The 20,807-nt window shown below is 70.7% G+C and carries 20 protein-coding genes; 9 read left to right on the top strand and 11 right to left on the bottom strand.

The features are described 5' to 3' along the window. Positions 1-98: 98 nt before the first annotated feature. The 4 genes from glfT1 to ACTXG6_RS04395 are packed head-to-tail and all read right to left on the bottom strand — an operon-like array spanning position 99 to position 3,272. Positions 99-1,013, bottom strand: a complete 915-nt coding sequence (gene glfT1 / locus ACTXG6_RS04410) for a galactofuranosyltransferase GlfT1 (RefSeq protein WP_445186478.1) — start codon at positions 1,011-1,013, stop codon at positions 99-101. Further along, positions 1,010-1,777, bottom strand: a complete 768-nt coding sequence (wzt, locus tag ACTXG6_RS04405; RefSeq protein WP_445186477.1) for a galactan export ABC transporter ATP-binding subunit Wzt/RfbE — start codon at positions 1,775-1,777, stop codon at positions 1,010-1,012. The genes glfT1 and wzt overlap by 4 nt, the downstream gene beginning before the upstream one ends. 11 nt (positions 1,778-1,788) lie before the next feature. Beyond that, on the bottom strand, positions 1,789-2,658 hold the full coding sequence (gene wzm / locus ACTXG6_RS04400; RefSeq protein ID WP_445186476.1) for a galactan export ABC transporter permease subunit Wzm/RfbD: 870 nt from the start codon (positions 2,656-2,658) through the stop codon (positions 1,789-1,791). A gap of 53 nt (positions 2,659-2,711) precedes the next feature. Continuing rightward, a complete protein-coding gene (locus ACTXG6_RS04395) occupies positions 2,712-3,272 on the bottom strand; it encodes a bacterial proteasome activator family protein (RefSeq protein ID WP_445186475.1) in 561 nt (186 codons plus the stop codon). A gap of 112 nt (positions 3,273-3,384) precedes the next feature. Between ACTXG6_RS04395 and ACTXG6_RS04390 the strand changes: the two genes are divergently transcribed. Beyond that, positions 3,385-4,584 carry an aminotransferase class V-fold PLP-dependent enzyme gene (locus ACTXG6_RS04390; protein WP_445186474.1) on the top strand — a complete coding sequence of 400 codons (1,200 nt, stop codon included), beginning with the start codon at positions 3,385-3,387 and terminating at the stop codon, positions 4,582-4,584. 103 nt (positions 4,585-4,687) lie between these two features. On the opposite strand, the gene ACTXG6_RS04385 is transcribed toward ACTXG6_RS04390, so the two are convergent. After that, positions 4,688-5,689, bottom strand: a complete 1,002-nt coding sequence (locus ACTXG6_RS04385; protein ID WP_445186473.1) for an NAD(P)H-quinone oxidoreductase — start codon at positions 5,687-5,689, stop codon at positions 4,688-4,690. Between the two features lie 102 nt (positions 5,690-5,791). On the opposite strand from ACTXG6_RS04385, the gene ACTXG6_RS04380 reads away from it, so the two are divergent. Further along, positions 5,792-6,490, top strand: a complete 699-nt coding sequence (locus ACTXG6_RS04380; protein WP_445186472.1) for a GNAT family N-acetyltransferase — start codon at positions 5,792-5,794, stop codon at positions 6,488-6,490. A 96-nt stretch (positions 6,491-6,586) separates the two neighbouring features. Here ACTXG6_RS04380 and ACTXG6_RS04375 read toward each other — a convergent pair whose 3' ends face one another. Next, the gene (locus ACTXG6_RS04375) at positions 6,587-8,089 is read right to left on the bottom strand and encodes an APC family permease (protein WP_445186471.1); all 1,503 of its coding nucleotides are present in this window, start codon (positions 8,087-8,089) and stop codon (positions 6,587-6,589) included. Positions 8,090-8,213: 124 nt separating this feature from the next. Between ACTXG6_RS04375 and ACTXG6_RS04370 the strand changes: the two genes are divergently transcribed. From ACTXG6_RS04370 to ACTXG6_RS04360, 3 genes are read left to right on the top strand one after another with little or no spacing between them, the layout of a single operon-like run. Continuing rightward, positions 8,214-9,590, top strand: a complete 1,377-nt coding sequence (locus ACTXG6_RS04370) for a glutamine synthetase (RefSeq protein ID WP_445186470.1) — start codon at positions 8,214-8,216, stop codon at positions 9,588-9,590. Further along, on the top strand, positions 9,578-10,741 hold the full coding sequence (locus tag ACTXG6_RS04365) for an amidohydrolase family protein (RefSeq protein WP_445186469.1): 1,164 nt from the start codon (positions 9,578-9,580) through the stop codon (positions 10,739-10,741). Before ACTXG6_RS04370 ends, ACTXG6_RS04365 begins: the two co-directional genes overlap by 13 nt. Next, a complete protein-coding gene (locus tag ACTXG6_RS04360; RefSeq protein WP_445186468.1) occupies positions 10,738-12,021 on the top strand; it encodes a M20 metallopeptidase family protein in 1,284 nt (427 codons plus the stop codon). The genes ACTXG6_RS04365 and ACTXG6_RS04360 overlap by 4 nt, the downstream gene beginning before the upstream one ends. A gap of 39 nt (positions 12,022-12,060) precedes the next feature. Here the strand turns inward: ACTXG6_RS04360 and ACTXG6_RS04355 are convergent, their stop codons facing one another. Both ACTXG6_RS04355 and ACTXG6_RS04350 read right to left on the bottom strand, forming a co-directional pair. Continuing rightward, positions 12,061-12,882, bottom strand: coding sequence for a mycofactocin-coupled SDR family oxidoreductase (locus tag ACTXG6_RS04355; RefSeq protein WP_445186467.1), 822 nt, complete (start codon positions 12,880-12,882; stop codon positions 12,061-12,063). Positions 12,883-13,010: 128 nt separating this feature from the next. Next, positions 13,011-13,961: a glycoside hydrolase family 43 protein gene (locus tag ACTXG6_RS04350; protein WP_445186466.1), complete on the bottom strand. Its 951-nt coding sequence runs from the start codon at positions 13,959-13,961 to the stop codon at positions 13,011-13,013. Positions 13,962-14,430: 469 nt separating this feature from the next. Between ACTXG6_RS04350 and ACTXG6_RS04345 the strand changes: the two genes are divergently transcribed. Then, positions 14,431-14,973: a TetR/AcrR family transcriptional regulator gene (locus ACTXG6_RS04345; protein ID WP_445186465.1), complete on the top strand. Its 543-nt coding sequence runs from the start codon at positions 14,431-14,433 to the stop codon at positions 14,971-14,973. Between the two features lie 32 nt (positions 14,974-15,005). Here ACTXG6_RS04345 and ACTXG6_RS04340 read toward each other — a convergent pair whose 3' ends face one another. Continuing rightward, positions 15,006-15,956, bottom strand: a complete 951-nt coding sequence (locus ACTXG6_RS04340; RefSeq protein WP_445186464.1) for an ROK family glucokinase — start codon at positions 15,954-15,956, stop codon at positions 15,006-15,008. Positions 15,957-16,139: 183 nt separating this feature from the next. Continuing rightward, positions 16,140-16,964 (bottom strand): hypothetical protein, encoded by an 825-nt coding sequence (locus ACTXG6_RS04335; RefSeq protein WP_445186463.1) that lies wholly within the window; start codon positions 16,962-16,964, stop codon positions 16,140-16,142. Between the two features lie 294 nt (positions 16,965-17,258). Here ACTXG6_RS04335 and ACTXG6_RS04330 point away from each other — a divergent pair, with 294 nt between their 5' ends. From ACTXG6_RS04330 to ACTXG6_RS04320, 3 genes are all read left to right on the top strand, one after another. Then, entirely contained in the window at positions 17,259-17,882 is a 624-nt protein-coding gene (locus tag ACTXG6_RS04330) for a phosphatase PAP2 family protein (RefSeq protein WP_445186462.1), read from the top strand. Positions 17,883-17,997: 115 nt separating this feature from the next. Then, positions 17,998-18,846, top strand: coding sequence for a tetratricopeptide repeat protein (locus ACTXG6_RS04325; protein ID WP_445186461.1), 849 nt, complete (start codon positions 17,998-18,000; stop codon positions 18,844-18,846). A gap of 611 nt (positions 18,847-19,457) precedes the next feature. Then, positions 19,458-19,745: a hypothetical protein gene (locus ACTXG6_RS04320; protein ID WP_445186460.1), complete on the top strand. Its 288-nt coding sequence runs from the start codon at positions 19,458-19,460 to the stop codon at positions 19,743-19,745. A 63-nt stretch (positions 19,746-19,808) separates the two neighbouring features. On the opposite strand, the gene ACTXG6_RS04315 is transcribed toward ACTXG6_RS04320, so the two are convergent. After that, positions 19,809-20,741 (bottom strand): alpha/beta hydrolase, encoded by a 933-nt coding sequence (locus ACTXG6_RS04315; protein ID WP_445186459.1) that lies wholly within the window; start codon positions 20,739-20,741, stop codon positions 19,809-19,811. Positions 20,742-20,807: the final 66 nt, after the last annotated feature.

The following is a 20,807-nucleotide window of genomic DNA, read 5'->3' as shown; positions in this document are numbered from 1 at the left end:
TGGAGATTGTCGGCATCCCCGCCGACCAGCAGAGGCATTCGGCCTGAACATTGGTGATCGTTCGGCTGTCGGGACGGTTCCCGGGGCTCCGGGTCGGCTCAGGGGGCGCGGTGGAACTGCTCGCGGCGCCCGAGACGGACCAGCCGCAGCCACTCGCGGAAGCCGGCCGGGTCCCGCTTGGAGATCAGGAAGTACCAGCCGAACCGGGCCAGCTCCAGTGCGCCGATCAGCCGCATCCCGCGCTGGCCGAACAGGTAGCCGCGGTTGCGGTAGGTGTAGTACCGCTTGACCGGGTCCTCCGGGTCCTGGGCGTGCAACCGGCCGCCCAGCATCGGCTTGAACTCGTCGGAGCCGTTGGGGTGCACGTACGCGGCGCGCAGGCACGTGCCGAACGGCAGCCCGGAGCGGACCACCCGCCGGTGCATCTCCACCTCGTCGCCCCGGACGAACAGGCGCAGGTCGGGCACCCCGACCACGTCCAGCGTCGAGGCGCGGAACAGGGCGCCGTTGAAGAACGATGCGATGCCCGGCAGCAGCTCGTCGTTGTCCGGGCCCACCAGCGCGTCGCGCCCCCGGTGCCAGCGCAGGCCCCGGCGCAGCGGGAACGCCAGTGTCTCCGGGTCGGCCTGGTCGGCCACCACCGGCGAGACCACGGCCAGCTCGCGGCGTTTGGCGATGTCGAGCAGCGTGGCCAGCACGTGCTCGTCAGCGGCCCGGCCGTCGTCGTCGCCCAGCCAGACCCACTCGGCGCCCAGTGCCAGGGCGTGCAGCATGCCCAGCGCGAAGCCGCCGGCGCCGCCGAGGTTGTGCCAGGACTGCAGGTAGGTGACCGGTAGCCCGCAGGCCTCGACCACGTCACGGGCCGGCTGGTCCGGGCCGTTGTCCACCACCACCAGGTGCGTGACCGGGTGGGTCTGCTTGGCCATCGCGGCCAGTGAATCGACCAGGAGCGCGGACCGGTGCCGGGTGACCACCACGGCGACCACCGAGTCCGGTGCGAGTGGGGCGGTCATGTGCGCTCCGCGAGCTCGGCGACGACGTCGCGGCCCTTGTAGCGGTTGAGCACGTCGCGCAGCGGGCCGTGCGCCTTGACCCGACCGTGGTCCATCCAGATGGCGGTGTCGCACAGGTCCACCAGGAACTCGTCGGAGTGCGAGGCGAACACCAGCATCCCGGAGCGTTCCACCAGGGCGTTGAGCCGGTTCCGGGCCTTGGCGAGGAACTCCGCGTCGACCGAGCCGATGCCCTCGTCCAGCAGCAGGATCTCCGGGTCGATGCTGGTCACCACGCCGAGTGCGAGGCGGACCCGCATGCCGGTCGAGTAGGTGCGCAGCGGCATGGCCAGGTAGTCACCGAGCTCGGTGAACTCGGCGATGTCGTCGACGCGGGCCTGCATCTGCTTGCGGGTCATGCCGAGGAACAGCCCGCGCACCATGATGTTCTCGAACCCGGAGATCTCCGGGTCCATGCCGACGCCGAGGTCGAACACCGGCGCGACCTTGCCGGAGATCCGCGCGCTGCCCCGGGTGGGTTCGTAGATGCCGGACATCAGCCGCAGCAGGGTGGACTTGCCGGCGCCGTTGTGCCCGACCAGGCCGACCCGGGCGCCCTGGTGCAGCGACAGGTTGATGTCGTGCAGTGCCTCGATGATCGGCACCCTGCTCTCGGTGCCGATCTTCCCGCCGGCCCTGCCGAGCACGGCCTTCTTCAGCGACCGGGTCTTCGCGTCGAAGATCGGGAAGTCGACGAAGGCGTGCTGGATGTCGATGCTGACCATTCGCTACTCACTCACACCCAGTACGCGACGCGGGATCGGTAGTTGCGCAGAACGAGCAGGGCCGCCGCCCACCCGAGCACGGTAATCGCCCCGGCGACCGCCCAGTGCCGCCAGACGATGGGCTCACCGAGCATCGGCTCGCGGATGATCTCCAGGAAGTGCATCACCGGGTTCAGCTCGGCCAGCCGGGCCCGCTCCGCGACGTGCGGGTTCGGGTTCTTGGCCAGCGTGGCGTAGTCCCAGACGATCGGGGTCATGTAGAAGACCAGCTGCACCACGCTGGCGACGATCGGTGGGATGTCCCGGAACCGGGTGGCGACGATGCCGGTCAGGATGGCGATCCAGAAGCCGTTGACTATCAGCAGCAGGAACGCCGGGACCGCGAGCAACAGGGTCCAGCTGATCGGCTGCGGGAACAGCAGGATCAGGATCAGCCAGATCACCACGTTGTGCAGGAAGAACAGCGTCTGCCGCCAGATCAGCCGGAACACGTGCAGGCTCAGCGGCGCGGGCAGGAACTTGATCAGGCCCTCGTTGGTGATGAAGACCTCGCTGCCCTCCAGGATGCAGCCGGAGATGAAGTTCCAGATCAGCAGGCCGGTGGCGACGTAGGGCAGGAACTGCTGGATCTGGCTGTTGAACAGGGCGGCGTAGAGGATGCCGAGCCCGGTGGCCAGCACGCCCATGCTGATGCTGATCCACAGCGGACCGAGCACCGAGCGGCGGTACCGCTGCTTGATGTCCTGCCAGCCCAGGTAGCCCCACAGCGACCGTTGCGCCCATCCTTGGCGCAGGTCACCGAACGCGCGCTGCCAGCTCCGGGACGGAGCGGACGGCGTGGCGGGCGACTCGGCCGAGTCGATGCGGACGGTGCTGGACATGGTGACCCACGGTACCGGTTGGCCGATCGCCACCGGCCCACCCGTCCCGTCGGTTACAGGTATTGCCCGGTCTGGCCGCCGCCCATGCCCTCGGGCATCTGCTGGCCGCCGATGCCCGGCGGCAGGCCCTTGCGCATCTGCTCCAGCTGCTGGCGGGCCGCCATCTGCTGGGCGAACAGCGCGGTCTGGATGCCGTGGAAGACACCCTCCAGCCAACCGACCAGCTGTGCCTGGGCGATCCGCAGCTCGGAGTCCGAGGGGATGCTGTCGTCGGAGAACGGCAGGCTCAGCCGGTGCAGCTCGTCGCGCAGCTCGGGGGCAAGGCCCTGCTCCAGCTCCTTGATCGAGTTCTCGTGGATCTCGCGCAGCCGGGACCGGGACGCTTCGTCCAGCGGCGCCGCGCGGACCTCCTCGAGCAGCTGTTTGATCATGGTCCCGATCCGCATGACCTTGGCCGGCTGCTCGACCATGTCCATGACGCCGCCCGAGCGGCTCGGCTCCGACTCCCCGGAACCGCTGCCCGGGACCCGGGCCATGCCGACCGGCGAGCCGTCCGGGCCGATGACCACCACTTGCTGTTCGTTGTTCTCGGGCTGCTCCGAAGGCTCGCTCATGGGTCCATCCTGGCCCTTCCCGGATGCCCGGTCGAATCGGGGGATCGGGTGGAAAATCCGCCGACACCCGATCAGTCGACGATCAACTTGTGGGTGCCGTTACCGTATGATGATGCCCTTTGACGTGGCGCGGGTGCGCGGACTCACTCCCGCGATCGGTGACGGGTGGGTGCACCTCGATGCCCCGACCGGTGCCCAGTGCCCCGAACAGGTCGCGCTGACCATGGGTACAGCCGTGCGCGCGCCCATCTCACCGCCGGGCGAGGCGTTCCCCGCGTCGCAACGCGCCGAGGTCATCGAGGACGCCGCCAGGCAGGCGGCCGCCGACCTGGTGGGCGCTGACCCGCGTGGTGTGGTGCTGGGTCCGGGCCGGGAAGTGCTGCTCAGCCGGCTGGCCGAAGCGCTGGCGCCGAGCTGGCAGCTGGGCGACCAGATCGTGCTGTCCCGCCTCGACGACGTCGCCAACATCGCCCCGTGGCAACGCGCCGCCGACGCCCGGGGCATCGGGGTGCGCTGGGCGGAGATCGAGATCGAGACCTGCGAGCTGCCCGACTGGCAGTACGACGAGCTGCTCGACGGCCCGGTCAAGCTGGTCGCCGTGACCGCAGGCTCGGAACACGTTGGCACCCGGCCGGCGGTGGCCAGCATCGCCGAGCGGGCGCACCGCGCCAACGCGCTGGTCGTCGTGGACGGTTACGCGGCGGCGGCCTGCGGCCCGCTGCGGATCGACGAGCTGGGCGCGGACGTGCTGGTCCTGTCCGCGTCGGCGTGGGGCGGCCCGCAGTGCGGCGCGCTGGTGTTCCGCGACCCGTCGTTGCTGGAGCGGCTGCCGTCCTGCTCGCTCGACCCGCTGGCCACCGGCCCGGAGCGGCTCGAGGTCGGCCCGCACTGCTACCCGCTGCTGGCCGGCCTGGTCGCCTCGATCGACTACCTGTCCACGCTGGACGACGAGGCGCAGGGCGAGCGCGCGGACCGGCTGGCCATCTCGATGCGCTCGGTCGCCGAGTACCAGTCCGAGCTGATGGAGAAGCTGATCTACGAGCTCAAGTTCGTTCACCGGATCACCATCGTCGGCAACCCGTCCGGCGGGGTGCCGGCGCTGTCCTTCACCCACGACGGCCGCAAGGCCCAGGACGTGGCGGCCTACCTGGCCGACCGGGGCGTCTGCGCGGTGGCCGACATGGGCGACCACGGTGTGCTCGAACACCTGGGCAGCGGCGAGGTCGGCGGCGTGGTCCGGGTCGGCCTGGCGCATTACACGACGAGCTCGGAGATCGACCAGCTCGCGCGGGCGCTCAACGAGATGGTCTGATCCGGCCCCTTTTGCTCTGCGTAGGTATACGCAACAAACTCAGCTGTTGCGCATATGTACGCAGAGCAAAGGCACCTCCGACGACCGCGTCAGCGGCGCCGGCTCAGCCCTGGTACGACGGGTTGACCAGCAGGAGCTTGCCGATCACGCCACCCTCGCCGAGCACCCGGTGCGCCTCGCCGGCCTCGTTCATCGGCAGCCTGGCGTGCACGACCGGCTTGACCCGGCCGGACTCCAGCAGCGGCCACAGCCCGCTGCGCACCTCCGCGACGATGGCCGCCTTGCCGTCCGGGCCGTCGGTGGGCCGGCCGCGCAGGTTCGTCGCGGCGATGGTGGCCCGCTTGCGCAGCATCTTGTTGATGTCCAGCTCGGTCTTGGTGCCGCCCTGCAGGCCGATGATCACCAGCCGGCCGCCCGGGGCCAGCCGGTCGATGTTGTCGGCAAGGGCGGAGGCGCCCATGTTGTCCAGGATGACGTCCGCGCCCCGCCCGTCGGTGGCCTCGCGCAGCTGGTCGGCGATGTCCTTGTCGTGGTAGTCGATGGCCAGCTCGGCGCCGAGCTCACGGCAGCGCTCGAGGCGCTCCGGCGAGCCCGCCGTGGCGGCCACCCGGGCGCCCAGTCCGGCGGCGACCTGGATCGCGTGGGTGCCGATGCCACCGGTGCCACCCTGGATCAGCACCAGCTCGCCGGCCCGCAGCCCGGCCACCCCGACCAGGTTCGACCACACCGTGCAGGCCACCTCGGGCAGCCCGCCGGCGTCGACCAGGTCCCAGCCCGGGGGCGCCGGCAGCAGGTGCCCGGCCGGCACCGCGACCTTCTCCGCGTAGCCGCCGCCGGCGAGCAGCGCGCACACCTCGTCACCCGGCTGCCAGCTCGACACTCCGCTGCCCACCGCGGCGACCCGGCCGGAGCACTCCATGCCGATGATCTCCGACGCACCCGGCGGCGGTGGGTAGAAGCCCTGGCGCTGCAGTAGGTCCGCACGGTTCACCCCGCTCGCCGCGACGTCGATCAGCACCTCCCCCGGACCCGGCTCGGGGTCGGGTACCTCCGTCCACTCCAGGACTTCAGGGCCACCGGGTTCGCGGAGCGTGATCGCGTGCATGGCGGAAACCTAGTCCCAACGGGCGGCTGGCGCCGGGCGGCTGGCGCCGGGGGGCGTAACTCGGTCGAGCCGGTGGCCGGTGGTGCGGCACCCTGTACCGGCATGGGGAACGACACAGCCCGGACCGAGGCGACCGGCACCGACGCGACCGGGAGCTATCCCGACCCGTGGCCGCTTCAGGGGCTCGTCGTGCGCACACCGCGCCTCGAGCTGCGCCCGGACGACGACGCCGGCGTCGCCGAACTCGTTGCGGTGGCCTACCGGGGCGTGCACCTGCCGGAGCAGATGCCGTTCAACGAGCCCTGGACCGACGCCGATCCGCGCTATCTGGGGCGGGGCACGCTGCAGTACCACTGGCGGAACCGGGCCGAACTGGGACCGGAGAGCTGGCTGGTGGCCTTCCTGGTCCGGCTGGACGGTCGGGTGGTCGGCAGTCAGCACCTGCGCGGGGTGGACTTCGCGGTGACCAGGGAGGTGAGCACCGGGTCCTGGCTGGGCATGGCGTACCAGGGGCGCGGCATCGGCACCGAGATGCGCGCGGCGGTGCTCGGGTTGGCGTTCGACCACCTGGGTGCCGAGCTGGCCCGGTCCGAGGCGTTCACCGACAACCCGGCCTCGCTCGCGGTGTCACGCCGGCTCGGCTACCGGGCGGACGGCAGCCGGACGGAGGTTGTCCGGGGCAGCGCGCGCCGCCAGACCCGGCTGTTGCTGACCCGGGACGACTTCCAGGCGCACCGCCCGGCGTGGGTACCCAGGGTGAGCGGGGTGGACGCCTGCCGCGACCTGCTCGGCGCCGGCTAGCCGCGGGCCGGCCTGTTGTTACCGAGCTGCACACGGTGCAGGTCAGGTGGCCGAAAAACCTGCCTGGTGTGCAGCTCGGTAACAGGCCGCCGCACGCTACCGCCGGGCCGGCACAGCGGTCGGCGCCGTGAGGTCCTCGCGCAGCGCGAACCGGGACAGCCTGGGCACCAGCAACACCGCGACGATGCCCAGCACGATCCAGCCGCCGGCCACCAGCGGGTACGAGGCGCTGGTCCCCGTCGGGTAGGGCACCACGTTGCGGAACAGGGTGTAGCCGAGCACGACCAGCGCGAGCAGCGGCACCGCGATCTCGTACATCGGCACCGTGCGGGGCGCGGTGAAGAACAGCAGCCGGATGGCGCCGATCGTGGTCACCAGGTACACGACCAGCAGGATCAGCGTGCCGATCGTGCCGCTGGCCAGGAACACGTCCATCGCCGAGGAGCCGGCGCCCAGCGCGAACACCGCGACGATCAGGTACATCGCCAGCACCACGACTACCGCGGCGGCCGCCGGTGTACCGGCCTTGGTGACCCGCCCGAGCCCGCGCTCGCCGGCCGCGTCCCGGCTCAGCGCGAACAGCAGCCGGGACCCGCCGACCGCGCAGGCCAGCGCGCAGCCGAACGCGCTGATCGCCGCGCCGAGCGAGATCAGGTCGCCCACCCAGGCGCCGACGTACCGCGTCCCCAGGTCACCGAGCAGCGAGCTGGACTTGGTGAACGCATCCACCCCGGCGGCGTCGGTGCCGAACCCCATGACATCCACGGCGGTGACGAACACGAAGTAGGCGCCGCCGAAGATCGCGGTGCCCAGGATCGCCCGGGGGATGTCCTTGCGCGGGTGCCTGGCCTCCTCGCCGAGGGTCGCGGCCGCCTCGAAGCCGGCGAAGGACAGGAAGCCGAACACCACGCCGAGGAACACCGTGGAGCTGTCGCTGCCCGGTGCCACCCTGAACACGTTCCAGGTGGGCCGCAGGCCGCCGGGCGCGGTGCCGTTGACCAGGTGCACCAGCACCACCACCGACACGACCAGGATCAGCGCGACGGTGATGCCCTCCACGGACAGCAGCACCCGGGTGCCGCCGCGCACCGGGATCACCGTCAGCAGCCAGACCAGCACCAGTGCCAGGCAGCTGATCAGGAACGGCGCCCAGTCCGGCGGGTCCGGCCACACACCCGACGTCTGCAGGAACGAGGTGCCGAAGATGCCGGCGGCGGTCGAGGTGACGACGCCGTAGAAGCAGTAGGTGCCCATCAGCGACCAGCCGGCCACGGTACCGGCGCGGGCGCCCAGGGTGGCCGCGACAAATGCGTAGACGGAGCCGGCGTGGTTGAACCGCTGGCACAGCCGGACGAACACGTAGGCCACCAGCAGGACGCCGATGGTGGCGAGCAGGAACGCCAGCGGCACCGCCCGGCCGACCGACGTCGCGGTTCCCTGCGGGTTGATGTTGGCCGCCATGCTCGGCGCCATCAGGGCGATCGACAGGCCGACCGCCTGCCAGACCGAGAGGCTCCGGCGCAGTGCGGGCCGGGTCCCGGGAGCGGATTGCGGGCCGGTCGTAGGCTCCTTGGCGGGGGTCGGATCGGCAGCGGTCATGGTGACCTCCTAGGTTCGGCCCAACCCCCGACCGAGTGACGCGACTGATCTCTACAGCACGATCTTCAAAGTATGTTTCCGAATCAATGTCCGGGCAAGGCTCCGGGTGCGAGGGGACAGGTAGATGGACGAGCAGGAGCGCGCGGAACGGGTCGCCAAGGGCCGTCGGCAGGCGGAATGGCTGGCTTCGCGGGATGTCGCGGCCGTGGCGGTGACCTTCGTGGACACCAGCGGGATCTGCCGGGTCAAGGGCGTACCGGTCTCGGTGTTCGACCGGATCTCGGGCTGGGGGGTCGGCGCCACCCCGGTGTTCGACGCCTTCCTGCTCGACGACTCCATCGCGGACACCTCGGTGGCCAACCCGAGTGGTGACCTGCGGCTGCTGCCGGATCTGAGCCGGGTGGTGCCGCTGTCCGCGCAGCCGGGCTGGGCCTGGGCGCCGGCGGACCGCTACACCCAGGACGGCAAGCCGCACCCGGGCTGCAGCCGGCTGCTCGCATCCCGGGTCGTGGACCGCCTCGCCGAGTCCGGCATCACCGCCAAGGCCGCGTTCGAGGTCGAGTGGGTGCTCTTCCGCGGCCCGGCGGACAGCGACCCGGAGCCGTTCGGCATCGGCCCGGCGTACGGGATGAACCGGGTGATCGAGGTATCCGACTTTGCCGTCGAGCTGCTCCGCACGCTGTCCGCGCAGGGTGTCGCGGTGCAGCAGTTCCACCCGGAGTACGCGCCGGGGCAGCTGGAGCTCTCCGTAGCGCCGGAGTCGCCGGTGGCCGCCGCCGACACCGCGGTGCTGGTCCGCTCCACGATCCGGGCGGTGGCCGCGCGGCGCGGGTTGGCGGTGTCCTTCTCGCCGAGCGTGCAGGCCGGCGGGGTCGGCAACGGCGGGCACGTGCACCTGTCGCTGGCCCGCAACGGGCAGCCGCTGTTCAGCGGGGGCGAGGGGCGGTTCGGGCTGACCACGGACGCCGAGTCGTTCATGGCCGGCATCGTGGAGCGCCTGCCGGCGCTGCTCGCGGTCGGTGCGCCGAGCGTGGCCAGCTACCTGCGGCTGCTGCCCTCGCACTGGGCCGGCGCGTACGGCTGCTGGGGACTGGAGAACCGGGAGGCCGCCGTGCGCCTGGTCACCGGGTCGGTCGGCGAGCAGACCCGGGCGGCGAACTTCGAGGTCAAGTGCGTGGACCAGAGCGCCAACCCGTACCTGCTGATGGCCGCCCTGCTGGCCAGCGGGCTGTCCGGGCTGGAGCAGCGGACCACCCTGCCGGACCCGGTGCACGGCGACCCGGCGAGCCTGTCCGACGAACAGCGCACCGCGCGGAACATCGCCCGGCTGCCGGAGCGCCTCGCCGCCGCGGTGGACGCGTTCGCCGCCGACAAGGTGCTCACCGAGACGTTCGGCCCGGAGCTCACCGAGACGATCCTCGCGGTGCGGCACGCCGAGATCGAGAAGTTCGCCGACGCCAGCCCGGAGGAGGTCGTCGCGGTGACCCGGTGGCGGCACTGATGGTGTCGGCGTGGCCCGACTGGGTCGGTGAGCTGCGGCTGGTCGACCACCACTGCCACAGTGTGCTGGGTGCCGCGCTGGACCCGGAGCGGTTCGGCGCGCTGCTCACCGAGGCGCCCGCGCCGGCGCCGGGGGCCGACCCCTTCGACTCGGCGGTCGGCCTCTCGGTGCGCCGGGAGTGCGCCCCGGTGCTGGACCTCGCGGTGCACGCCCCGGCCGCCGAGTACCTCGCCCGCCGCTCGGAGCTCGGCGTGACCGAGGTGAACCGCCGGCTGTTCGCCGCGTCCGGCACCGCCCGGCTGCTGGTCGATCACGGGTACCGCGGCGACGACCTGCTCGGACTGGACGAGCTGGCGTCGGCGGCCGGTGCCCCGGTGGGCGAGGTGGTCCGGCTGGAGGCGGTCGCCGAGGCGCTGGCCGACACCGGGGTCGGCGCCCAGGACTACCCCGCCGCGCTGGCCGAGGAGGTGGCCCGGCGCACCTCGGCGGAGTCGGTGGTCGGCTGCAAGTCGATCCTGGCCTACCGGTACGGCTTCGACGTGGACCCGACGCGGCCCTCGTCGGCCGAGGTCGCGGTGGCCACCGACCGCTGGTTGCTGCTGCGTGAGCGGGAGCCGGCGGCCGGGCGGATCGCCGATCCGGTGCTGCTGCGGCACGCGCTGTGGTGCGGGGTGGACGCCGGCCTGCCGGTGCAGCTGCACACCGGGTTCGGCGACCCGGAGGAAGATCTGCACCGGGCCAACCCCGCGCTGCTCGCCGGCTTCTGCCGAGCCACCGAGGGCACCGGGACGCCGATCGTGCTGCTGCACTGCTACCCGTACCACCGGGAAGCGGCCTGGCTGGCGCACTCCTTCCAGCACGTGTACCTCGACGTCGGCCTGGCCTCGACCTACGTCGGACACCGGGCCGCCGAGCTGCTCGCCGAGGTGCTGGAGCTGGCGCCGTTCGGCAAGGTGCTCTACTCCTCCGACGCGTTCGGGCTGCCCGAGCTGTACCTGGTCGCGGCGAACGCGTTCCGCCGGGCGGTGCACCAGGTCCTGGGCGGGTGGGCGCGGGACGGCGAGGCCGCCGAGCCGGACGTCCACCGGATCGCCGCGATGATCGCCGAGCACAACTCCGCCGGCCTCTACCGACTGCCGGTGGCGGCGTGACCGGCGGCGTGTCCGGCGGCGGCGTGCCTGGTGGCGGCGTGCCGCTCGGCGAGCTGGCCGCATTGGTGGCCGCCGAGCTGCCGGCCGAGCTGCCCGGCGCGATCGCGCTGCGGCAGCAGCTGCACCTCAACCCCCGGCTGTCCGGGCAGGAGGACGACACCGCCGACGCCGTGTGCGCCGCGGTCGGCCCGACCGGCGAACTGGACGGCGTGCGCTTGCCGGCCGAGCTGGGCTGGGCGGCGGATGCGCCGGTACGGGTGGCCGGCACCGGTCGGCTGATGCGGCTCGGCCCGGCCACCGGTCCGTCGGTGGCGCTGCGGGCCGAGCTGGACGCGCTGCCGCTGCTCGAGCAGACCGGGCTGCCGTTCGCGTCCAACTCCGGGGTGATGCACGCCTGCGGGCACGACCTGCACTGCGCGGCGCTGGTCGCGATGGCCAGGGCGGTGCGCCGGGTCGCGGTGCGGCGGCCGGAACTGTTGCCGCACGGCCTGCTGGTGCTGCTGCAGCCGAGGGAGGAGGCGTCCCCGACCGGGGCAGGCGATGTGCTCGCCGACCCGGCGTTCACCGCGCACGAGGTGCGCGCGGTGGTCGGTGTGCACGTCCAGCCGGTGCTGCCACGCGGCGTGGTGAGCGGCCGCGCCGGGGCGGTCAACGCCTCCTGCGACGAGCTGACGATCACCGTCAAGGGCCGGGGCGGGCACGCCGCGTACCCGCACCGATCCGACGACGTGGTGCTGGCGCTGTCCCAGACCGTCGTGTCGCTGCACCATCTGATCTCCCGGCGGGTGGATCCGCTGGACTCGGCGGTGCTGACCATCGGCCGGTTGGACGCCGGCACCGCGACCAACGTGATCCCGCCGGTGGCGCGGGCGTACGGCACGATCCGTGCGCTGGACCCCGCCGACCGCAAACGGCTGTGCGAGGCGGCGAGCGAGGTGGTGGTGCACACGGCGGCCGCGTACGGCTGCACCGGGACGCTGGAGCTGGAGGAGAACGAGCCGGCGCTGCGCAACGACCCTCGGCTGTCGTCGGCGATCCTGCCCACCCTCTCCGGGCTGGGGCTGACCGCGGACGAGGAGTTCCGGTCCTGCGGCTCGGACGACTTCGCGCACTACAGCGAGGCGATGCCGTCGGTGATGCTGTTCGTCGGGGTGGACGACGGCACCCCCGGTGCACCCGGCCTGCACAACGCGAGGTTCGCCCCGCCGGACGCGGTGGTCGGTGAGCTGGCCCGGGCCTACCTGGCCGGTCTCGTCGGGGGGCTGGACCTGCTCCGCTGAACCTGCCCGGCAGGGTTGGGGGAGGGCCGGAAACGGGCGCTACTTGGCGAGGAACCCGGCGTCCACCGGCAGTGCCACCCCGGTCACGTAGCGGGCCTCGTCGGAGACCAGCCAGGCGATGGCGTTGCTGACGTCCACGGACTCGACCATGGGGACGTCCAGCAGGTTGCCCAGGTCGGGGCCGCCGGGCGGCAGCGACGCGAGCGCCTCCTGCATCACGTCGTTGACGATCATCGGGGTGTTCACCCCGGTCGGGTGTACCGAGTTGACCCGGATGTTGTGCTTGGCGAGCCAGTTCGCCCAGGTCCGGGTGAGCCCGACCAGTGCGTGCTTGCTCGCGACGTAGCCGTCCGCGCCGGCGTTGCCGCTGCCGCCGCGCCCGGTCAGTCCCATCACCGACGCGGTCAGCACGATCGAGCCGCCCCGGCCCTGCTCGATCATCGTCGGCGTGGCGGCGTGCACCGTGTTCCACACCCCGAACAGGTTCACCTCGACCACCTCGCGGAACGCGGTGGCGTCGGGGAGGGCGGGGTCGAACACGGCGATCCCGGCGTTGGCCAGCACGATGTCGACGCCGCCGAGCTGGGCGACGCTGTCCGCGACCACGGCTTTCAGCGCGGCCACGTCCCGCACGTCCGCCTCGGTGGCCACGATCCGCCGGTCCAGCGCCTCGACCTCGGTCACCGTTTCTGCCAGGTCCTCCTTGGTGGCCATCGGGTAGCTGACCGCATCGAGCTGGCGGCAGATGTCCACCGCGATGATGTCCGCGCCCTCCTGGGCGAGCCGCACCGCGTGGCTGCGGCCCTGCCCGCGCGCCGCCCCGGTGATCAGCGCAACCTTGCCTTCGAGCTTTCCAGCCACGAGATCGTCCCCCTTCGAGCCGGTCGCCGAAGCTACCGATCCGGCGGTCGGGGCGCAGTCGGATTTCGGGGCATGTTTCACGTGGAGCGTTTCACGTGGAGCATCACCGCGGCAGCCCGGGATCCCGGTCAGTCCGGACGGCCGGCCGCCAGGTCGGAGTATCGGCTGGTCAGCCCGTTGTCCAGGTCAACGGTCGGGCGGCCGAGGGGACTCCAGCTCAGCCCGGCCACGAACATGGCGCGCCGGTGCGGACCGGCGGATGCGTGGAAGACAAGGGCGTCGTGTTTCTTTCCGACCACTACGCACTCCCCGCCGGGGTTGGGGTACGAACCGCCCATCGAGTCGCGGTTGACGAGCTGGCCGTCGTGCTTCTTGAAGGGGCCGGCAAGTGCGGGCGAGATTGCGTAGTTGACGAAGTAGCCGCCGCTGTTGAACGTGTCCCCGGAATAGAACAGCACGTACTCGGAGCCGTGCTTGACCAGCGACGGAGCCTCCACGATGTTGGCCTCGTCCGGCCGGTCCGCCTGGATCAGTGCCCGGCGGTCGCCGACAAGGCCGAGCCCGTCGGGGGTCACCTGCTGGAGCCAGATCGTGGTGCGGGTCTGACCGCTGGCATAGAGCAGGTACCGCTTGCCGTCGCTGTCGGTGAATGCCTGCGGGTCGATGCTGTCGACGTAGCCCGGCTGGCAGACCAGCGGGCTGGGCGTCGGTTGGAAGGGCCCGGTCGGCGAGCTGGCCAGGGCGGCGCCGACACATTGCACGTTCTTCGGGCCGCCCTGTGCGACGAAGTACAGGATGTAGCCACCGCCCTTCCGGGGGGCCACCTCGGGCGCCGTCACGTTCGCGTTGCCGTGGGAGTCCCTGGCGGACCAGGGCGGCAGCACCGGCAGGGCATCCCCGACCACGGTCCAGTCGCCGCTCAGGTCGGAAGCGCGCTGGACCGGCACGTGCCAGAACTGATGCCCGTAGCCGCTCGCTGTCGAATAGGCGAAATAATTGTCGTCGACCGCGAGCACCGCGGGGTCGGGAAAATCGCGCCCGATAACCGGTTTAATTGTCGAGACCGCTGTTGCGGCCACCAATGCCGCGACCGGTATGACTGCGAGGGAAGCTGTCAGCAGTGGCACCAAGGTGCTATAGGGGAAGCGAGACATCGAGGCAAATTCTAGGGGGTCGCCCCGCGGTGGAAGTAGGAGCTGGATCACAACCGTTCAGTCGGCGTGTATCCGCAGTTCAGGCGAAGGTTGATCAGGAGGTCGATCGGCAATGGGGCGGACCCGGGGTTGTGAGTGCGGAGCCGCTGGCAGGCGCGGCGCGGGCTGGACGGCGCGTTCGCCGAGCGTGGCGAGGCCAGGCGCGGCAGCCAAGAGGCGCCGGCGTCCTCGGGGTTCGCTCAGGTGCGCTTTGCCATCCCCTTACCTTCCTCTAATGTTTTGGCCCCCATTCGGGTGGTAGCTGGAACCATGGAACTGTTTCTCTTAGATCCTCCTGAGGGATTTAGGCATCACTCAATACGCCGGAAGTCCGACATGGAGTAGATTTTGAGTTATGCGCGTTGATGCGGCACGGAATCTTGACGCGATCCTTCAGACAGGTGCCCGGCTCCTGGCTGAGGATTCCAGCACGAGCGTTACCGCTATTGCGGCTGAGGCCGGAGTCAGCCGGCGTCTGGTTCACCGCCGATTCGCAAGTCGAGAAGCGCTGGAAGATAGCGTGATCGACGCCAAACTTGGGGCGATCGACGCGGTAATCAGCGACGCCCGGCTGGACAGGGCGCCGGTCGCTGTGGCTCTGCACCGGTTCGTGGAAGGCATTATCGCGGTCGTTCGCCGCTACCCGATCGACCCGGAGCAGATGCGCGGCAGCGCCGAGTCCTATTCCCGAATGCTCGAACAGCGTGCCCGGATTGCCGTTTTCATGCGGCGGGCCATGGACGAGGGACTCATCCGGTCCGACCTGCCCGAAGGGATGGCCGTCGCCCTGCTCCACGAGATTGTCGGCCTGCTCGCGCTGCAGTTCCCCGACTGCGACCCCGGGCAGGCCGCGGACCTCGCCGTCGGCACCCTGCTGAAGGGAATGGGTGCGAGCTGACCCGGCCGAATGCGCCAGGTGGACATGGCGCTTCAGTGGGTTGAGCGTGCGAGGTCCGCGGCTCCGACGATGCCGGCGTCGCCCCGAAGTTGAGCGAGCACCACCCTGGAGTTCGGGCGCTGCCCCCGACCGGTGAGCCGTTCCAGGTACGCCAACTCGACGGGGTCGCGCAGCAGTTCGCCGGCATCGGCAACACCGCCGCCGATGACGAACACCGCCGGGTCCAGGATCGCGGCCAGGCCGGCCATGCCGGACCCGATCGACTGGGCCACCTCCCGGAAGATCTCCACCGCGGCCGGGTCGTTCTCGCGGGCGGCCCGGGTGACCACCGGGCCGGTGATCTTGTCCGGGTCGCCGTCGGCCAGGTCGAGCATGCGCCGGGCCAGGGAAGGGGAGATGCGGGCGAAGTCCTGGGCGTCCCGGACCAGCGCGCTACCGCTGCCGTACTGCTCCCAGCAGCCCCGGTTGCCACAGCCGCAGCGCAGTCCGCCCTCGATCACCACGTTCATGTGGCCGATCTCGGCGGTGATGCCGAACTGGCCGCGGAGCAGCCGGCCGCCGATGATGATGCCGCCGCCGATGCCGGTGCCGATGGTGAGCACCACGACGTTGCGCTCACCGCGCGCGGCGCCGTATCGGACCTCCGCCCAGGCCGCGCAGTTGGCGTCGTTCTCCACCACCACCGGCAGCTCGAGCCGCTCGGTCATCGACGCACCGAGCGGCTCGGCGCGCCAGGGCAGGTTCGGGGTGAACAGCACGGTGGACCGGTCCGCGGCGACGAAGCCGGGCGCACCCATCCCGACCGCCTCGACCTCGTGTCGCTCCCGCAGCTGCCACACCAGGTCGGCGATGGCGTCGTTGACCGTCTCCGCGGTGCTCGCGGGGGTGTCACAGCGCATCTTGTCGATCATGGTTCCGTCGTCGTCCACCACCGCGGCGGCGACCTTCGTGCCACCGATGTCGACTCCGATCACCAACCCCATCGTCGTCCTCCTAGCTCGAAGGCAGCGGCCACGCAGGGAAGCTGAATCGGGCCTGCGACGCTAGCGACGAGATGCTCTTCGGGGCAACGCCTGGCGGAACATCGGACCGCTACGTCACCCGGCCGCGCCATCGACAGGACGGCCTTCGGGACTGATGCGGGACAGCCGAGGTCGATCGTGCCGCTACTGCTGGGTGACCTGGAGCGGCTCCGGCGCGCTGATGTAGACGGGATCTCCCCAACGGGTGTAGTGCGAGTCCAGGCTGTACGGGCCTGGCACGCCGGGGACGGGTTCGTCGACCAGGGTCCGTATCGGGTGATTGCTCTCGTCGAGCCAGATTGTGTAGTTCACGCTGGTCAGGCTCTCAGCGGTGGTGGGGTTCAGTGCGGCTTGCTCGATCGCGGGCCTGGTGCGGTTGGCCCCCGCTCCGGCCGGGTCGGCGCGCAGGTCGTAGCGCACCGCTCGGGTCCCGTCGACTGGTTCCTCGGCGGAGCGGATGATCGTGATCGCGCCGCCGTACTGCGCGAAGAACGCCTGTGGGTCGGCGTAAGCGCGCAACGCGGCCGCCATCGGCATGAACCGCCGGTAGAACGGATCGGTGGTGTACCGACCCAGCTGCAGCCAGGACTTACGCGGCGGCAGCACCGCATCGGCCGGGGGTTTGAGGTAGGTCGCGTCAGGTTGGACAACCAGCCTGACCTCCGAGGCGGCCGCGCCGGGGCGCTGGACCTGCTCGGCGAACTGCATCGACGTGCCGCCCTCACCCTGGCGCAGCACTCCGACGCCGTAGAACTGTTGGTCGGGCTGACCATCCACCCCGCCGGTGAGGGTCATCTTCGCGGTCTTGTCGGCCGTCACCCGCTCCAGCACCGCGGTGCTCAACTCCCCGGCCGAGGAGAACTTCGCCAACGGCGGCGGGCCCGCCGGGACGACGGGCTTGTCCTGCGCGCACCCGGCTAACAGTCCGACGAGCGCGAGCCCGGCGAGAGCAGTGACACGGCGCTTCATGGTGGCCTCCAGCCTGAGTCAGACAACTCAGAGGACAGGCAACCTAGCAAACGCCGCAACCACGCCCCGTTACGGTTGCGTCAACTGCGGCAAGGGGGATCCGTCGAGGTCAGGACCTCGGCGACTGTTCGGGCCGACGCCGCCACTACGGGCCCGAACACGCACGGTAATGACCAGGCAGGCCCGCAGGGCACCGAGCACGCTCTCCTTTCGCCCCAGGGGCACCAAGCGCGGTAACGTCGGTGCCGTTGTTGACCGGTCTCTTGCTCTCAACGTTGAGGATGAGGACGTGCCGTGAATGTCAACGTCGAACTGTTGTTGACCATCAACGCGCTGGCCCGGTCCACGCCGTGGCTGCAACCGCTGATGGCGGCCTATGCCACCGAGGGTGGCTTGGTGGTGTTCGCCGGGTTGATGCTCGCGGGGTGGTGGCTGGCGCGGCGGCGAACGGATCTGGCGGCGGTGGCCGCCGCGCTCTGGACTCCGGTTGGCATGCTGCTGGCGTTGGCGATCAACCAACCGATCACCGCGATGTTCGCCGAGCGGCGTCCCTACATGCTGTATCCGGACCTGTTGATCCTGGCTCAGCACAGCCTGGCGCCGGGGTTCCCCAGCGATCACGCGGTGCTGGCCGGCGCGGTGGCCGCCACCATGTGCCTGGTCAACCGGGCGCTCGGCTGGTGGGCGGCGCTGGCCGCGCTGGTGATGGCATTCGCCCGGATCTACATTGCGGCCGCCTTCCCGGTCGACGTCCTGACCGGATTGCTGCTTGGCGCGGCCGTCAGTCTGCTCGGGTACCTGCTTGTACGGCGCGCCCTGGTCCGCCTTCTGGGTCTGGCTGATCCGACGATCTTCCGGCCGCTGATCACCTCGGCGCCTCGTACCCCCCGGGCCAAATCCGCCGCCGGAAGCCCCTGAGCCCGTCGTGGTCCGGCTGATGCTGAGGATCGTGCACAGGCTGAGAGGCACGGCAGAAACCCGGGGGTTGGCTCCTCGTTGAGGTTGGCGAGCCGCCCGCAGCTTCAGGCAGGACGTGGGCGGCGCGGGGCGCGGCTCCCCCAGCGCTGTGGATCAGCCGCGCCCCGCATGGACACTCACTGAGCTACGGCTGGGGGTATGGGCGGTGACCCTGGTGGATGGGCATGAGGCCGTCGACGATCCGGTGCTGACCGCGCAGCGCACCGTCGCATCGTTGCGTAGGTGGGTCGCGCTGGACCGCGACCGTCACCTGCCTGATCTGGCGGGTGCGGTGAACAACCTCGCTGTTGACCTGTCCGAGGCCGCCCGTCCGAATGAGGCGCTGACCGCGGCCCGGGAAGCAGTGGATCTGTACCGGGAGCTGGTCGGCATCGACCGCGACACCCACCTGCTCATCTTCGCCATTTCGATGAACAACCTCACCCTGCGATTAGCTGAGGCGGGCCGGCCACGCGAAGGGCTCGGCGCCGCCCGGGAAACCGTCGAACTGCACCGGGAACTCATCGAACTCAGAGGCGAGGCCCACCTTCCTGACCTGGCCGGGGCGGTCAACACACTCGCGGTCTACCTGTGCACAGCGCGTCGCCCACGTGAAGCCGTGCCCGCCGCTCACGAAGCCGTCGAGCTGCACCAGAAGTTGGCCGCGCTCGACCGCCCCGCGCACCTGCTCAATCTGGCGGCATCGTTGGACACCCTCGCTGAGGCTCTGGCCGGGGTCGGCCGGTCCGGCGAGGCCCTGGCCGCGGCCCGCGGAGCTGTCGAGCTGTTCCGCGAACTACTCGAGGCCGAGGGCGAGGTCCGGTCGCCCGACCAGACGATCTCGACAGCTGTCCCGGACCGGCGGTTGGCCGCGGCGCTGTGGCGTCAGACCATGCTCGAGCAGATTCACGAGCCATCCGCATAGGTATCCGCCGCTTCAACAACCGCACCGGTGCCCTCCACGTCAGCACCGGTCTGATCTGAACAAGTTGGCGATCTTCCGGCGGAACGCCGCGAGGAGGCCCAGCCGATCAGCGGGGCTCGAAGACGAAGGCCCAGGTCCGGCGTGGACACCGGTTGACCTGGGCTTTTGCTAGTGGAGCGGATGACGGGAATCGAACCCGCGTTCTCAGCTTGGGAACTCGATCAGGTAGCCGACGTAGGGCACCTGACCTGTAGGGCATGCCGGTCACTGGTGACCGTGGTGTACCGCTGTTGGCCACCGCTTACAGCACGCAGGTAGCACGCGCCGGGACGCCCAGAACTCGACCGGGCAGCCTCCGGCCACCGCCGTGATGCGGCTGCTGTCCCGAGTCGATGAACTCCTCAACAGACCCCCACTGCCACGCAGAGCGCTTGCCGGACGGGTACGTTCGGCGGGGCTTGGCGAGACCATCGTGAGGAAGACACCGCCTGTGAGCCTGACCGAAGAGACCGCCCATCCTGGCCGTCGCCGGCGAGCAGCTCGATCTCGACGTACAGGGAGCCACCCTGATCCGGATCGGCTCGAACGCCGTTTTCCGGCTGCGGAAGCCGGTGATCGTCAGGATTGCCCGCGACCCCGGGTCACTGGGCGAGACGGCGCTCTTCTACGACCGGTTCGGCTGGCACACCGAGCAGGAGTACCGGACGTTCGTCGAGGTCTACGGCTTTGACATCATGCCCTGGCCCGGGTATCCGACTCTGGCCGACTATCGCGAGCTATCGATGACGCTCTGGCTCGCCGGAAAAGCACGCGAGAGCGAGTCGGTGGCCGAGGAGATCCGTAAGCGCGTTCATGCGGTTCAAACGGGGGGCAGTCGCCGCGAGTGGGCCCCGTTCTAGCCACGTCGTTGTAGCCGCTGAAGCCGAGCCAGCCGGGCCTTCCCTCGCACCCCGGTCACGGTTTCAGGTGCGTGCGCTGATGAACCGGGCTGCGATCTGAAGGGCGCGCTTTCCCTCCGGGACCAACGGGCTGAAGGCCTGCCAGACGTGGATCTGTCCGGGCCAGATCTGCAGCTCGACCGGCACGCCGGCAGCCTGAAGTGTGGTGGTGAACTGTTGGGCGCAGCCGGTGAGTATCTCGGTCCCGCCGACCTGAAGCAGCACCGGCGGGAAGGCGGTGACATCACTGGTGAGCACGTTGAGGCGTGGGTCGGTGGGGTCGCCGGTGCCGAAGTAGGCATTGCGGCAGGCGTACCCGTAACTCGTGGGTAGCATCGGGTCCCTGATGCTGGCGTCGAGTTTGGCGACGTCGAGTTCGAGCCACGGGGAGAGCAACAGCAGTCCCGCCGCAGCCGGCTGGCCGGTGGTGCTGAGCGCAGCGGTCAGGGCGGTGGCGAGCTGGCCGCCCGCGGAGTCACCGGCCACGACCAGTGTTTCCCGGTCGGCCCTGCCCTCGGACACCAGCCACTGGTAGGCACTAACCGCGTCGTCGAAGGCAGCGGGGAACGGGTGTTCCGGGGCAAGCCGGTAGTGCGGCAGCCAGACCGAGGCACCCGCGTACGCCGACAGCTGGGCCGCGAGCCCCCGGTGCGATCGAGGGGAGCCGAGGATGAACCCGCCGCCGTGCAGGTGCAGCACCGTTGGGCCGGTTGCGGGGACGCCCAGGGCCCGGACCAGCTCGCCTGGCACACCGCCCATGTTCACCGGGGTCACGGATGCGCGTGGGCCGAGTACGCCCATGTGATCGGCGAGACGGCGCATTCTGGCCAGTCCGCGCAGCGCCTGCCGCCCATCCCGGTCCGCAACCCGATAGAGGGTCAGCCGCATCCCGGTCGCGAGGACCCGACTGCGCACGCTGACCCGCTTCATTGGCCCTTCCCAGGAGGTCATCGTCATCCGCGAACTCCTCGTCGAGTTCTGGGCCTCGGTCGTGGACTGTGCTCGGGCTGGTGCTCGACTACA

It is taken from the genome of Pseudonocardia sp. Cha107L01, from assembly GCF_052566575.1.
The sequence above is the reverse complement of the archived record's forward strand: the minus strand, read 5'-3'. Positions and strand labels throughout refer to the sequence as shown.